Consider the following 14490-nt stretch of genomic DNA (forward strand, 5'->3'; position numbering starts at 1 on the left):
CCCGGCGGGCACCGCGAATCCGCGGAAACCGCCGGGCGTCGGTCGTTCCCGGCGCTCGCCACGGCAGGCAGCGGCGAAGGGCCGGGGCGCTGGTCACTACCCGGCCAGCGCCCCGGCCCTTCGTCGTGCGGCGCGGGCTTACGTCGGCGGCGGGGAGATGTCGCAGTTGAGGCGGCGGCCCTCCTTGATCGCCACGGTGTTGGGGTGGTTCTCGCCGAGCGTGCGCCGGCTGCGCTCGAGCGTGAGTTTGTACAGCTCCTCCGCGCTCGCGCCGTCACCGGTCCGGCGGCGGCTCACCACGAGGTTGGCGGACGCGGCGAGCGTGTCGGGGTTGTCCTCGCCGAGGACCTTCTCGAACGCCAGCCGGACGGGCTCCTCGATCTCGCGCGCGCCGTGCAGGTCGCCGTCGTCGAACAGCACGTTGGCGAGGTTGATCCGGCTCGACAGGGTGTACGGGTGCTCGGGGCCGACCGCCTGCTCGAACCGGTCGCACGCCTGGCGCGAGAACGCCAGGGCGTCCTCGCCGCGCTGGTTGAGCCGCGCGAAGATCGCCAGGTTGTTCAGCGCGGCGAGCCGGAACGGGTGCTTCTCGTCGTACAGGCTCTCGTAGCCGGCCAGCACCTGCCGGGCGATGCGCTCGGCCGAGTCGAGGTTGCCCAGCGCCGACTCCTCGAACGCCGCGTTCATGAGGCACGACAGCGTGTCGGGGTGCTCCTCGCCGTGGATGTCCCGGTAGCGCTGCAGGGTGTCGTTCGTCAGCTGCCGGGCCGCGCGGATGTCGCCGAGCTTGCGCAGGGTCACGGCCATGTTCTTGGCCGAGCGCAGGGTCGCCGGGGCCGAGTCGCCGAGCAGGTTGCGGTACATGTGCAGCGTCGTCTCGAGCAGCTCCCGCGAGTCCTCGAACCGGCCGATGGCCCGCAGGTCGTGGGCGTAGTTGTTCGCGGCGAGCAGGGTGTTGAGGTTGCGCTCGCCGAAGATGCGCCGCCGGCGGGCGAGCGTGTCCTCGTCGTAGGCGGCCGCCCCCTTGAAGTCGCCGACCAGCCGCAGCGACACGGCCACGTTGTTGGCGGCGAGCAGGGTGCGGTCGTGCTCGTCGCCGAACGTGCGCTGCGCCCGGGCGTAGGTCTCCTCGGCCAGCGCCCGGGCCTCCTCGTAGCGCCCGAGCGCCCGCAGGTCCGCGGCGAGGCCGCCGGCGGTCATGACGATGTAGGGGTCGTCCTCCTCCTCGACCTTCTCCTTGAGCAGCTCCAGCGCCCGGCTGTCGATCTCCAGCGCCCGGTCGAACTCGGCCTGCGAGCGCAGCGCGTTGCCCAGGTGGAAGTCGAGCAGGAGGGTGACCTGGTCCTCGCCGATGCGCGGGTCGTCGCGCCAGATCGTGGCGGTCTCCTCGGCGAGCTCCTGGCTGCTGTTGAAGTCGCCGCGCGACCACAGGTACCGCACCACGTCCACGACGAACAGCCGCACCGACGGGTCGGCCGAGTAGTGCGCCTGGGAACCGCGCACGTGCGGCAGGAGCCGGGCGTACGCGGGCCAGCTGGGGACCTCGTCCGGGTCGGCGCGCTCGGCGGTGGCCAGCACCTGGTGGACGTGGCGGCGGTTCTCCTCCCGCTCCTCCTCGGAGAGGCTGCCCTGGATCACGGCCTGGACGAGCCGGTGGATCTGCATGATGGTCTGGCCGGAGTCGACCGAGGCGAGGGCGTACCGGCCGATCTGGCGGATCAGCCGGCCCTGCCGGATCGGGTCGTGCAGCGCCGGGTCGTACGGCAGCAGCGGCTGGGTGAAGCGCGGCGTGTACAGCAGCCGGGTCGGGATCGCCTCGGGCGCGAAGAACGCGCAGATCTCCAGCAGCTTGGCCGCGGCCGGGGACTGCTTGCGCAGCTGCTCCAGCGACAGCTGCCAGGTCGCCGCGGTGGTCTGCTCGTAGCCGACCGGCGGGTTCTCGGCGAGGATGCGCAGCGGCTGGGTGTCCAGCAGCTCGAGGTAGCGGGTCACCGGCATGCCGGTCTCCGACAGCCAGGCCGCGGCCTGCTCGATCGCCAGCGGTAGGTCGCCGAGCCGGTTCGCGACCGCCTCGGCGTCGCCGACGGCGAGGCCCGACACCCGGCGGGTGAGGAACGTGATGCTCTCCGCCCGGGTGAACGTGGTGATCTCAACGACGTGGGCGTCCTGCGTCCACTCCTGGTTGCGGGAGGTGAGCAGCACGTGGCCGCTGCCCTGCGGGATGAACTCGCGGATCGTCTCCGGGTCGCCGACGTTGTCGAAGATGAGCAGCCAGCGCTTGAACGGCCGGCCCTGGCGCAGCGCGTCACGGACCATCCGCACGCTCTCGCCGAGGGTGTCGGCCTCCTGCAGCTTCAGCTCCTTGGCCAGCTCGCCGAGCGCGGAGCGCACCTGCGAGACCTGCTCGGCGGAGATCCACCAGACCAGGTCGTAGTCGGCGGCGAAGCGGTACGCGTACTCGATCGCCACCTGCGTCTTGCCGACGCCGCCGAGGCCGTACAGCGCCTGCGGCACGACCACGGTGACGCTCGCGGAGAGCCGGTCGCGCAGCTTCTCCAGGGTGTCGCGGCGGCCGGTGAAGGCCGGGTTGCGCTGCGGGAGGTTCCAGATCGGCGGCAGCGCGCCCGGGAAACGCGGCCCGCCGGTGTCCTCGGCGTCGGCGGGGCGCCCGACCGTGTGCAGGGTGGCGCCGACCGAGGTGAGCACCGCCTCGTGGGCGCGCTCCTTGGGCAGGTTGGCCAGGTCGACCGGGAGCCGCTCGGTGAACGGCGGCGCGAGGCGGGTGCTGTCCAAACGGATCGGCACGACCGCGGGCGCCCCGGCCGCGGCGCGGCTGTCCAGCAGCTGCCACAGCTGGGCGGCCTGCGGCGAGGAGACGTAGTCCTTGGACAGCAGCACCAGCGTCCGCCCGACGGTGGCCAGGCGCCGCTCCAGCTCGGTGGTGAAGTGCTGGCCGGTGACGGAGTCGATGTCGTGCAGCGCGACGCGCATCCCGGCGTCGATGAGCCGCTGCTGGATCCACTCCGCCCACATGCGGTCCACGGCGGCGTAGCTGATGAGCACGTCGGAGGCGCTGCTGGGGCGGGGCCGCTCGAACTCGAACAGCCAGTGGCGGCGCTTGGCCTCGTCGATGGCCGGCATCTCGCGCACCGCGCCGTCGGTGAGCACCCCGGCGAGCCGCTCGAACGCGGCCAGCAGCGAGGTCTCCAGCCGGGGCCGCTCGGCGAAGGTCGCGAGGATCTCCTCGTACGCGAAGTACGGCTTGTAGGGCACCTCGACGTCGCCCCAGTAGCGGTTGGCCTCGTCGGGGCTGCGGTGCTCCAGGAACGGCCGGAACCGCTGCCGGGCGTGGTCGCGGCCGATGTCGAGCTTGACCTGCTCGGCGTCCTCGACCCGCATCAGCACCGGCAGGAACCGGATCGGCCGGCCGCGGCGCTGCTGGCGGATCGACTCGCTGACCGCGACGGCGCCGTCGACGCTCTGGATGCTCAGCGTGAAGCAGTTGACGACGGTGTCGGGCAGCAGCACGGTGCACACGCCGGCGGCGTCGGACAGGCCGGTGCGGCTGTCGATGAGCACGTAGTCGTAGTGCTCGCGCATGTTGCGGGCCAGCGCGTCGATGAACGCGGCGCCCGGCAGCCGGTCGTAGAACTTCGGCCAGTCGAACGTGCTCACCGCGGGGGCGTACGAGCGGTTCTGCCGGCCGGAGGGCAGCAGGTCGATGCCGCCCCCGCCGGGGAACGCCCACTCCAGCGACACGGCGTGGTCGAGCACCTGGGCCTGCTCGTCGATCCACTCGAGGTCGTCGTCGCGGTCGGGCTGCAGCGCGGCGGTGACGAACTCGGTGAGCATCTCGATGACGCCCGGGGAGTTGCGCAGCTCCTTGTCCAGCAGGAACGGGTGGAAGTACCGGTGCAGGCCCGGCGACTCCAGGTCCCAGTCGACGGCGAGCACGCGGTGGCCGTTGCTGGCCAGGATCCAGGCGACGTTGGCCAGGGTCATGGTGCGGCCGGAGCCGCCCTTGTACGAGTAGAAGGTCACGATCTGGCTGGACGCCCGGGCCTCGTCTGTCGCGGTCATCGTGCCTCCTACGGTCCTTCGAGAATGGGGCGCGGGGCGTAGTGGCCCGGGGGTGGGCGGCGGAAGACGCGGCCGTCGGCGACGAGGCGGTTGCGCGCCTCGGCGAGCACGACGGCGAGGTCGGCCTCGAACGACGGGCCGGTCAGCACGCTGCGGCGCAGCATCACCTCGTCGAGGCGGCGCTCGCTGTTGCCGAGGGTGTCGTGCATGAGCTCGGCGAGGCGGCCGCTGTGCTCCTGGGTCTGCACGTCGCCGGCGCTCATCACGACGAGCATCGCCGAGACGTGCTCGCGATGATGGTCGTACTCCAGCAGCAGCTCCCGGTGGGCCGGCACGTCGGCGCTCCACGGGTCGACGAGCAGCACCACGACGTGGTTGTGCTGCTGCGCCACCTTGACCCGGTCGCCGAGGCGGTCCAGGCCGGTGAACAGCGACTCGAAGCCCAGCTCGGAGGCGACCTTCTGGGCGTACTCCCGCAGCGGCCGCGCCTGCACCGGCCGGAACGGCGCCCAGTCCAGCGGGTCCTCGCCGTAGAACCCCGCGTCGCGCTCGATGGCCGCGGCGTCGGCGCCGGACGGCGCGGCGATGACGAAGTGGATCGTCTGGCCGGTGCCGAAGCGGGGCGGCAGCTCCCCGCTGGCGCCCGGGCCGGTCTTGGCCGGGTGGAACGCGCTCTCCAGCCGCTCGAAGTCCAGCTGGGTGGAGCCGCGCGGCGGCGGCGTGTTCGCGGCGGCGACGATGCGCTCGGCCACGGTGGACAGGAAGTCGATGTAGGCGTCGTGCATGCGCTGTAATCGCAGGAGCTGCCGCAGCCCGCGCCGCCGGTAGTCCTCCTCCTGCACGTCCAGGTCGTAGTGGACCGACTTGGCCACGTCGGGCAGCTCCCGCGGCGGCAGCCACACCACCGGGATCAGCCCGGTGGCCGGCGTGCCGTCGTCGCGCGGCGCACCGCGCGACCGCAGATCGAACATGGTCCATTCCTTGCCGCACGGCTGACTGAGGAAGTACGCCGGGGAATACAGCGCGAGGAAACAGGAGCACTCGGCGATCGCATTGATGAGCGCCTGCGGCCAGTTCTGACCCGGCTCGATGTTGTGATTGTCCAGGAAACCGACCTCGGCGTCCCGGTCAAGCCCGGCGTGGACGCGGACCTCGCTGCACAGATCGTTGTAGAAGCGCCTTACGAACAGGTCGTCAGGCCCGCGGGCGTAGCTGAGGAAAAAGTACAGCACACGTCCTCCGCGGGCATGACGGATTCGACCCCCAAGAAGTTCAGTATATAGATCAATATGCAAGGCAACACCCCCGCCGAATCGTCTGCCGGCGGGGATGATGCGCAATCGTCCTAACCGATGAGCCGTTCCGGCCAGGTCGCCGGGGCGCGCATGTCGCCGCGGATGGTCAGGCCCTTCCAGATGGGCGTCAGCGCCTGGGCGTCGTACCCGTCACCGAACAGCTGCACCCAGTAGCCGTCGATCGGCACCCTGACCGGGTTCTTCGGCGGGCCGGACGGCATCGGCCCGGCGGGAATGGCCGTCGCCAGCGTGATCTCGACCGAACGGGTGCCGTCGCCGACCTGGAACCAGGACTGCGACAGCCGCGTCGGCCGGCCGGTCGAATCGTTCCTGTCGTACCCGTCCAGGGCCAGCCCGCACCCGGTCAGGCGCATGCCGGCCGGCACCTTCGCCAGGTGCATCGGCGAGACGCAGCGGTAGGCGGTACCGAGGCGCAGCCCCGCCCCGATCGCGACCCCGGTCTGCGGCTCGGTGCGCGGCCCGCCGTACACCTGCGCCCAGAGGCCGTCGACGGGCTGCCAGCGCAGCGTGAAGTGGCCGCCGGCCACGCGCAGGACGGCGGGCCGGCCTGCGACGGTCATGGCCGACTCGGTGCCGTGCGCCCAGTCCGGCGGCGGCGTCGTCTCCTCGTCGCGCATCCGGTCCAGGCCGGCCACGTCACGGGCGAGGCCGGCAACGTACTTCGCGGAGTCCGCCCGGACGAGGTCGACGCTCTCCGTGCCGCCGCCGGTGCCCCAGGCGACGGTCGCGGCCCGGGCGACCGTGGCGTCGAGGCCGAAGTGCAGCACGGCCGGGTCGGCGCCGACGGCGCCCGGGTCGGCGGCCGCGCCGGCGACCCCCGCCGCGACCGGCAGCGCCGGGGCGTCCCCGTCGACCCACGGGGACTCCGTCCCTCCGACGGCCGGCGCGCCCGACGCCGACCACGGCGCACCCGATGCTGACCACGACGGCGGGCCCGACGCGGACCACGACGGCTGGTTCGACGCCGACCACGACGGCCGGTCGGACGGCGGGCCGGCGGTCGTGATGCCGGGCCCGCGGCCGGGCAGCAGCGCCACCGCCGCGACCACGGCACCGACCGCGACGGCGGCCGCGGCGCAGCGCGCGGCGTACGTCCAGCCGCGCAGCCGGCGGCCCTTGCGCATCGCCACCGCGGCCAGCGCGATCGTGTCGACGGGGGCGTCGGCCCGCCGGCCGAGGCTCGCCCGCAGCTCCTGTTCCAGTTGGTCCGTCATCTCGCACGCTCCGTCGTGTCGGTCTGGGCGCGCAACACGGTCAGGGCGCGCAGCGCGGTGGTACGGACGGTCACCGGCGAGCAGCCGAGAATCTCCGCGATGGTCTGGTCGTCGAGATCCTCGTAGTAGCGCAGGACGAGCACCGCCCGCTGCTTCAGCGGCAGCGTGGTGACCAGCCGCCAGAGCCGGTCGCGCTCGGCCACGGCGCTGCCGATGTCGGGCGCGGACGCGTCCGGCATCGATGGCTCGGCCACGCTGACCTCGCCGCTGGCCCGGCGCCGCCACCAGGAGGCGTTGGCGTTGACCAGCATCCGCCGCACGTACACGTCGGGGCGGTCGGCCCCCTCCACCCGTCGCCAGTGCACGAACGCCTTGGCCAGCACGTCCTGCACCAGGTCGTCGGCGCGATGGTCGTCGCCGGTGAGCAGCCGGGCGAACCGCACGAGTGCGGTGCCGCGGCTGTGGACGTACTCCTCGAACGTCACGTCGCCTATCCCCTCGCGCTCGGCGATCCGTCCCCCAACAGACGCCGCGGCGCCCCGGATCCGTTCTGCCGGGCGTCAGGACTGGTCGGCGGCGGCGAACGGCACCGTGTCGATGCCGAGGGCGAGGGCGACGGCGCCCAGCGCGGCGGCGCGCAGCGACAGCGCGCCCTGCACGACCTCGACGGCCTCGGCCGCGGCCGCGAGGGCCGTCTCGGCCAGGCCGCGCTGCAGCGGCTCGCGCAGCAGCTCGGTGGCGGCGCCGAGCTCGTCGCCGAGCAGCACCCGCTGCGGGTTGATGAGATTGACGAGATTGCCCAGCGCGTAGCCCAGCTGCGTGCCCGCGTCCATGATGAGCCGCCGGCAGCCGGGGTCCCCGGCGTGCGCGTACTCGATCAGGCCGCCGAGGTCGTGCAGCTCCGGGTGGGTCTGGCGGGCGTGGGCGAGCAGCGCCCGGCCGCCGACGGCGAGCTCGACGCAGCCGCGGTTGCCGCACCGGCAGACCGCGCCGCGGGCGTCAAGCGTGACGTGGCCGAGCTCGCCGGCGGTGCCGGCGGCGCCGCGGTAGAGCCGGCCGTCCAGGACGATCCCGGCGCCGATGCCGGTGGCGAGCTTGACGTAGACGAGGTCGGTGCAGCCGCGGCCGGCGCCCCAGACGTACTCGCCGAGCGCCGCGAGGTTGGCGTCGTTGTCCACCCGCACCGGCAGGCCCAGCCGGGCGTCGAGCTCGTCGGCGGGGCGCAGGTCGGCCCAGCCCGGCAGCATCGGCGGCGAGCCGATGCGCCAGTCGCGGGTGATCGGGGCGGGCACGCCGAGCCCGACACCGACGACCTCGTCGCGGGTGGCGCCGATGTCGCCCAGCGCGGCGTCGACGAGCGAGACGGCGAGCTCGAGGGCGTCCAGCGGCCGGTCGTCGATGTCGAAGTCGGTGCGGGCCGCGCGCTCGGCGATGACGGCGTGGCCCAGGTCGGCGACAGCGACGCGCACGTGCCGGCGGCCGATGTCGGCGCCGACGGCGATGCCGGCGCGGCGGGTCAGCTGCACCACGGAGGCGGGGCGCCCGCCGACCGGCCGGGAGGCCGCGCCGACCTTCTCGCTGACGAGCCCGGCACCGCCGAGGTCGATCAGCACGGCCGAGACGGTCGGGCGCGACAGGCCGCTGAGGGTGACGAGCTCGGCCCGGGTGCGCGGCCCGTACAGGCGCAGGGTCTCGGCGACCCGCCTGGCCGTCCCGCCCAGTTCGCGGCGCCACAGGTCGCGGGGATGCGTCTGCTGCGCCGCCACGGCGCGTAATCCTGCATGCCCGTCAATAGTTATGTCAAGGCCTTACCGAACCTGCCCGCGCCCGGGTGACCCCAGGCGCGGGCAGGGGTCAACCGACTAGCTGTTCCAGACCTGGAAGGTGGACAGCTGCCCGGCCGGCCAGCCGGTGTTCGACGTGAACGTCAGCCGGAAGTACCGCTGGCTCGTCGCGCCGAACGTGATGGTGACGGTGTTGTTGGAGCCCGGCGCGAACGAGTAGTCGGCCGCCGCCTTGATCTCGGTGAACGTGGATCCGTCGGTGCTGCCCTGGATCTGGATGCGCTGGGTGCGCGCGCCCCAGCTCGCGGGGAGCTGCAGCACGATCCGGGAGGCGCTCTGCGCGGAGCCGAGGTCGACCTGGACCCACTGCGGGAAGGCGTTGTTGGCGCTCTCCCAGTAGCTGTTCTGGTCGGCGTCGGTCACGTTGCTGGAAACGTACACCTGGGTGTGGCTGGACTCGCTGGTGGGCTTGCCGGCGGCCAGGTTGGTCGACGTGCCGCCCGCGCCCGTGCCGGACAGCGCGACCGTGGTCGGGCTGTTGCTGGCGTTGCTGGTGACGGTCAGCGTGCCGGTGCGGGTGCCCGACGCCGTGGGCCGGAAGCTCACGTTGACGACGCAGGACGCGCCGACCGCGACGGAGCCGCAGTTGTTGGTCTGGCTGAAGTCACCCGAGGTGGTGACCGCGGAGACCGTGGCCGCTGCGGTGCCCGTGTTGGTGATCGTCACGGCCTGCGACGCGCTGGTGGTGTTCAGCGCCTGCGAGGCGAAGGTGAGCGAGGACGGGCTCGCGGAGAGCACCGGGGTGTTGCCCGTGCCGCCGCCGCTGGGGTACACCTCGAACTCGGCGACCTGGGCCGCCGGCCAGCCGGTGTTGGCGGTGACGTTGACCCGCACGTAGCGCACGCTCGTCGCCGGCACCGTGATCGCCACGGTGTTGCCGGTCGCCGGGTTGAACGTCCAGCCCGCCGACGCCGACAGCGTGCTGAAGTTGCTGCCGTCGGTGCTGCCCAGGATCGACAGCGTCTGCGTGCGCGTGGCCCACGCCGAGTCCGGCGGGAGCTTCAGCGTGACCTTGCCGATGCTGGTCGCCGTGCCCAGGTCGACCTGGATCCACTGCGGGAACGCGTTGTTGGCGCTCTCCCAGTAGGTGGCGGCGTTGCCGTCGGTGGCGGTGGCCGGCGCCTGCGTGCCGTTGACCTGGCTGCTGGCGGTGACCGGCCGGTTGAGCGCGATGTTGGTGTCGGTACCGATGCCGCTGCCGGACAGGCCGACGACGGTCGGGCTGTTGTTGGCGTTGCTGGTCACCGTCAGCGAACCGGTGCGCGAGCCGGAGGCCGTCGGGGTGAACGTCACGGTCACCGTGCACGAGGCGCCGACCGCGATGCTGCTGCCGCAGTTGTTGGTCTGGCTGAAGTCGCCCGACGCCGCGATGCTGGAGACGGCCGCCGCGGTGGTGCCGGTGTTCGACAGCGTCACGGCCTGCGTCGCCGCGGAGGTGCCGACGACGGTACCGCCGAAGCTCAGGCTGCCCGGGTTGGCGCCCACGATCGGGCCGGGGGCCACGCCGGTGCCCGACAGCGGCACGGTGTTGGTGATGCCGGAGGCGGTGATCGTCAGGCTGCCGGTGCGGGAGCCCGCCACGGTCGGCTTGAACGTGACGCTGACGGTGCAGGACGCGCCCGCGGCGATGCTGCTGCCGCAGGTGTTGGTCTGCGCGAAGTCGCCGCTGACCGCGATCGTGCCGACCGGGGCCGCGCCGGTGCCGGAGTTGGTGACCGTGACGGCCTGGGCCGCGCTGGTCGAGCCGGTGACGACGGTGCCGAAGCCCAGCGCGTTCGGGCTGATGTTGATGCTGGAGCCGTTGTCCGGCAGGTACGGCGGGAACGCGGGGTTGGCGATGTTCTGGCACGCGCTGCCGGACAGGCCGCTGTTGCCGCCGCCGTCGGTGAGGGTGAACCCGACGCCGCAGTTGTAGATCGCGGCCGGGGCCTGCACGCCGGTGGCGGTGGAGTTGCTGATCGTCGCGGCGCCGCCGACCTGCTCCTGGATCGCCCAGGTGCCGGTGTTCTGGATCGTCGCGTTGTTGATCTTCACGTTGGAGATGTTCGAGCCGGAGACGAACTGGATGGCCTCGAACGGGCTCTGCTGGATCAGGATGTTGTCGACGTTGGTCAGGCCGGTCATGCCGCCGTCGCGGGCGTCGAACCACAGCGCGCCGACGCCGAACTGCCAGTTCGGGTCGAGGCTGCCGGACCGGATGATCGTGTTGCGCAGCACGTCGGTGCGGCCCAGCTGGGTGGAGGCGAAGCGCTGCGCGACGTGGATGCCGCCGCCCTGGCTGAGGCCGGAGTCGATGACCCGGTTGTCGGTCACGAAGTTGTCGTGGCCGCCGTAGATCGCGATGCCGTTGGCCAGGATCGGGTACTGCACCGTGTTGTGGTCGAAGGAGTTGTTCGCGTCCGCGTTCTGCTCCGCCCACATGGCCAGGCCGTCGTCGCCGGCGTTGCGGATGTCGCTGTTGGTGACCTTCGAGTTGGTGACGCCGTTGTGGAAGTTCACGCCGTCGGCGGTGTAGTTGCGCAGCCGCATCTGGTTGAACACCAGGTTGTCGAACGGCCCGTCCATCCACGCGCCGACCTTGACGTGCTCGATCCACACCCGGTCGACGGTGGAGTTGCTCAGCGCGCCGCCGATGCCGTTGACCTGGTCGCCGTCGTTGCGCTCCTGGACGTTACCGAAGATCGCGAAGTCGGACAGGTGCACGTTGGTGCCGCCGTTGGGCGCCCACCCGCCGTAGAAGCCAGGCGCATTGCCGACGATCCTCGAGCGCCACATGCCGGCGCCCTTGATGGTGACGTTGTTCACGATGATGTGACTGCACGACATGCCACAGCCAGGGTTGCTGCCGGGGATCCGGAATGTGCCTTCCGGGATCCACACGGTGCCACCAGGACCCGCTGCGGCGATCGCCGAGTTGAACGCCGCCGTCGAGTCGGCCGCGCCGGTCGGGTCGGCGCCCTTACTGGTCACCGAGACCGAGCCGCTGGGCTGGGCGAGCGCCGGGCCGACGTTCTCGAAGTCGGCGAAGTCGATGGTGTACGACGACGCGGTCGAGTCGGAGTCGACCTGCAGCCGGAACTTGGTGCCCGCCTGGTAGGTGGTCGGGAAGAGCCGGTTCACCTCGTCGTAGAAGTGGTGGGGGTTGCTGCCCGGCGAGTTGGTGAACGGGTAGCCGCCGTAGTACCAGCTGTAGGCGTTGGTCAGGGTGAAGTTCGTGCTGCGGGTGCCGTCGATGTACAGCGACAGCGGCGCCGTGTACACCGAGCCGCTGCCGGTGTCCGGGATGCTGTAGCGGAACACGATCGAGTTCGTCGCCACCGGGGTGGTGAACTCGACGTACTTGCCGGTGCCCTGCAGGGTCACCGCCTTGCGGTAGGACGCCTCGGCGGCCAGCGTGTTGTAGGCGGCGCTGGGCCCGATGATCGTGCCGTTGGTGGTGGAGTTCTCGGCCTGCACCTCGACGTAGGGCAGGGTCGCGCCGACGCCGCCGGTCGCGGCCGCGAGGGCCGGCGTCGCCACGGCGACGACCACGCCGGCGGCGGCCAGCGTGGCGCCGGCGACGAGGGCTGCGGTTCGCGCCCGAGGTCGCACTGTTCGGATGTGCCGAAGCATGGGGTGCTCACTTTCGACGAGCCGGGCACACGACCCGTCGCCCGGCGGCCCGCGGTCGGCGGTTTCGGGGCGCGTCGGTGGGTTGTCGCGGGTCGGTGCGGCGGGGGGCGGGGGCCGTTGGATCGGCCGTTGAGGGGACACCGGTCGGCGGATTGTCGGTGCAAGAGGGACGGTAGCTCCGCCGACAGCCGCGCGCAATATCCAGACGCATCCCTGTTTGATTCTTACTCCCCTTCGCAAGAGCATGACGACGGGAGCGCCATATCGCGAGGTTTATGGTGGTTCGGTGAGGCTCGTACCCGTGGTCGAGATGGCGACGTCCCAGCCTTCACTGCTCAACGTCGAGCACGCCACGCTGATCGCCCCGATCCACCTGGACACCCGGGCCCGCCTGCTGCGCAAGGACCGGCAGACCTGGGCGGTGACGTTCGTGGTCAGCATCGGCGGCACCGCCACGGTCTACGCGACCCGCCGCTCCTTCCCCGGCGAGCAGGAGGCCCTGGCCTGGATCGCCGGCCTCGCCGACGTCGTCGGCTGAGCACGACAACCCACGACGACGCTCCCCACACCGCGTTTTGGCATCCTAGGAGGCTAGGATCAAGCCTCCGGAACGAGCGCCGCGACGGCATCGGCGACCGGGGCCCGCAGCCGGCGTTGTACGGCAGGTACCGGGCCCAGGCTCGGCGGGCACGTGTCGACCGCCGGCGCCGGCGGGGCGGCCTCGGTCCTGCCGTTACGTGTGTCGCGGCAGGGCGGCCAACGCGGTCCGGACGTGGCCGTCCGCGGCCTGGAGGGCGGCCCGGGCCTCCCCCGGCCCGGCGCCGGTGAGCAGGGTGACCAGCGCCGTCTTCAGCTCGCCGCCGGCCGCGGCCAGGGCGGCGGCGCAGGCGTCCGGCGCGGCGCCCGTCGCCTCGGCCAGGATCGCCAGCATGCGGCCGCGCAGCTTGGCGTTGGTGGCGCGCAGGTCGACCATGAGGTTCGAGTACGTGTGGCCCAGGCGCACCAGGACCGCGGTGGAGAAGGTGTGCAGCACCAGCTTCTGCGCGGTGCCGGCCTTCATCCGGGTCGAGCCCGTGATCACCTCCGGGCCGGTGTCCACCACCACGCACACGTCGCGGCCCGCGGCGAGCGGCGCGGCCGGGTTCGACGTCACCAGCACCGTCGCGGCGCCGGCGTCCGCGGCCGCGGCGAAGGCGCCGGCCAGGTACGGGGTGCGCCCGCTCGCGGCCAGGCCGACCAGCACGTCACCGGCGGCGAGGGCAGCGGCCAGCTCGGCGCGGCCGCGCCCGGCGTCGTCCTCGACCGACTCCAGCGCGGTGCGCAGCGCGGCGTCGCCGCCGGCGATGTGGGCCACGAAGCGGTCCGGGGGCACCCCGAACGTCGGCGGAATCTCGGCCGCGTCCAGCACCGCCAGGCGGCCCGACGAGCCGGCCCCGGCGTAGTGGACGCGTCCGCCGCGGCGCAGGGCGGCGACGGCCAGGTCGACCGCCCGGGCCAGGTCCGGCAGCGCGGCGGCCACCGCGCCGGGCACGGTCGCGTCGGCGGCGTGGATGCGGGCCAGCAGCTCGGGCGTGTCCAGCAGGTCGAGGTCCGCCGTGGCGGGATCGCGCAGCTCGGTCGGCGACCGCACGAAAACTAAGTCACCCGCTGATTCGCTGGGACCGTCGCTCATGCGCCCACCAGCTTCCAGGCGCGCGAGCCGCCCAGCACGCCGGCCGTGTTCGGCACGATCGTCACATCGGGGCCCAGCCGCTCGATCGTGGGCGCGTCGATGAGCGCCGAGTTCCCGCCGCCGATGTACAGCCGGTCCCAGTGGAACACCGGGCGCAGCCCGTCGACCACCCGCCGCACGCGGCGCGACCAGCGGGCGTTGCCGAGCTCGCGGCGCTGGATCTCGCCGATGTACGTGTCGTAGGTGCGCTTGCGGCGGATCGGACCGTGGGACAGCTCGAGGTGCGGGGCGAGCACCCCGTCGTCGAACAGCGCGTTGCCCAGGCCGGTGCCCAGCGTGAGCACCAGCTCGAGGCCGGTGCCGACGACCAGGCCGGCGCCGTGCACCTCGGCGTCGTTGAGCACCAGCACGGGCCGGCCGAAGGCGCGGTTGAGCGCGGCGCGCGCGTCGTAGCCGGTCCACGCCGCGTACAGCTCGGGGTCGACCGTGGTGTGCGGCCCGGCCTTCGTGACGTAGTGGGGGGTGGCGACCACCACCCCGTGACGGACCATGCCGGGCAGGCCGATCGTGGCGCGGTCCGCGGCCGGCAGCTGCCCCTCGATGTCGAGCAGGGCGCTCACGAACCGGCCGGGCGGGAACGGGTACGGCGTCGGGACCCGGATCGGCCCGCCGACCAACGCGTCGGAGTCGTCGACGACGGCCGCCTTGAGGCCGCCGCCGCCACAGTCGATCGTCAGCGTGTTCACCACCCG

General features: G+C 72.6%; 9 protein-coding genes. 1 reads left to right on the forward strand and 8 read right to left on the reverse strand.

Annotated features, from left to right (window positions below):
* Positions 1 to 138 precede the first annotated feature (138 nt).
* The 6 genes from fxsT to ACGFI8_RS35090 all read right to left on the reverse strand — a co-directional run bounded on the left by fxsT (position 139) and on the right by ACGFI8_RS35090 (position 12045).
* Positions 139 to 4080: an FxSxx-COOH system tetratricopeptide repeat protein gene (gene fxsT / locus ACGFI8_RS35065; protein ID WP_392811186.1), complete on the reverse strand. Its 3942-nt coding sequence runs from the start codon at positions 4078 to 4080 to the stop codon at positions 139 to 141.
* An 8-nt stretch (positions 4081 to 4088) separates the two neighbouring features.
* Positions 4089 to 5312 (reverse strand): TIR-like protein FxsC, encoded by a 1224-nt coding sequence (locus ACGFI8_RS35070; RefSeq protein WP_392811188.1) that lies wholly within the window; start codon positions 5310 to 5312, stop codon positions 4089 to 4091.
* Between the two features lie 113 nt (positions 5313 to 5425).
* A complete protein-coding gene (locus ACGFI8_RS35075; protein ID WP_392811190.1) occupies positions 5426 to 6610 on the reverse strand; it encodes a hypothetical protein in 1185 nt (394 codons plus the stop codon).
* Positions 6607 to 7095, reverse strand: a complete 489-nt coding sequence (locus tag ACGFI8_RS35080) for a SigE family RNA polymerase sigma factor (RefSeq protein ID WP_392811193.1) — start codon at positions 7093 to 7095, stop codon at positions 6607 to 6609. The genes ACGFI8_RS35075 and ACGFI8_RS35080 overlap by 4 nt, the downstream gene beginning before the upstream one ends.
* A 75-nt stretch (positions 7096 to 7170) precedes the next feature.
* Entirely contained in the window at positions 7171 to 8376 is a 1206-nt protein-coding gene (locus ACGFI8_RS35085; RefSeq protein WP_392811195.1) for an ROK family protein, read from the reverse strand.
* A gap of 96 nt (positions 8377 to 8472) precedes the next feature.
* Positions 8473 to 12045, reverse strand: coding sequence for a choice-of-anchor D domain-containing protein (locus tag ACGFI8_RS35090; protein WP_392811198.1), 3573 nt, complete (start codon positions 12043 to 12045; stop codon positions 8473 to 8475).
* 307 nt (positions 12046 to 12352) lie between these two features.
* Between ACGFI8_RS35090 and ACGFI8_RS35095 the strand changes: the two genes are divergently transcribed.
* The gene (locus ACGFI8_RS35095; RefSeq protein WP_392811199.1) at positions 12353 to 12604 is read left to right on the forward strand and encodes a hypothetical protein; all 252 of its coding nucleotides are present in this window, start codon (positions 12353 to 12355) and stop codon (positions 12602 to 12604) included.
* A 195-nt stretch (positions 12605 to 12799) separates the two neighbouring features.
* Here the strand turns inward: ACGFI8_RS35095 and ACGFI8_RS35100 are convergent, their stop codons facing one another.
* Together ACGFI8_RS35100 and ACGFI8_RS35105 are read right to left on the reverse strand one after the other, a co-directional pair.
* Positions 12800 to 13696 carry an N-acetylmuramic acid 6-phosphate etherase gene (locus ACGFI8_RS35100; protein ID WP_392811201.1) on the reverse strand — a complete coding sequence of 299 codons (897 nt, stop codon included), beginning with the start codon at positions 13694 to 13696 and terminating at the stop codon, positions 12800 to 12802.
* 38 nt (positions 13697 to 13734) lie between these two features.
* The gene (locus ACGFI8_RS35105) at positions 13735 to 14487 is read right to left on the reverse strand and encodes an ROK family protein (RefSeq protein WP_392811202.1); all 753 of its coding nucleotides are present in this window, start codon (positions 14485 to 14487) and stop codon (positions 13735 to 13737) included.
* Positions 14488 to 14490 lie beyond the last annotated feature (3 nt).

The sequence above is a fragment of the Dactylosporangium sp. NPDC048998 genome, from assembly GCF_043197855.1.
Lineage (GTDB): Bacteria > Actinomycetota > Actinomycetes > Mycobacteriales > Micromonosporaceae > Dactylosporangium.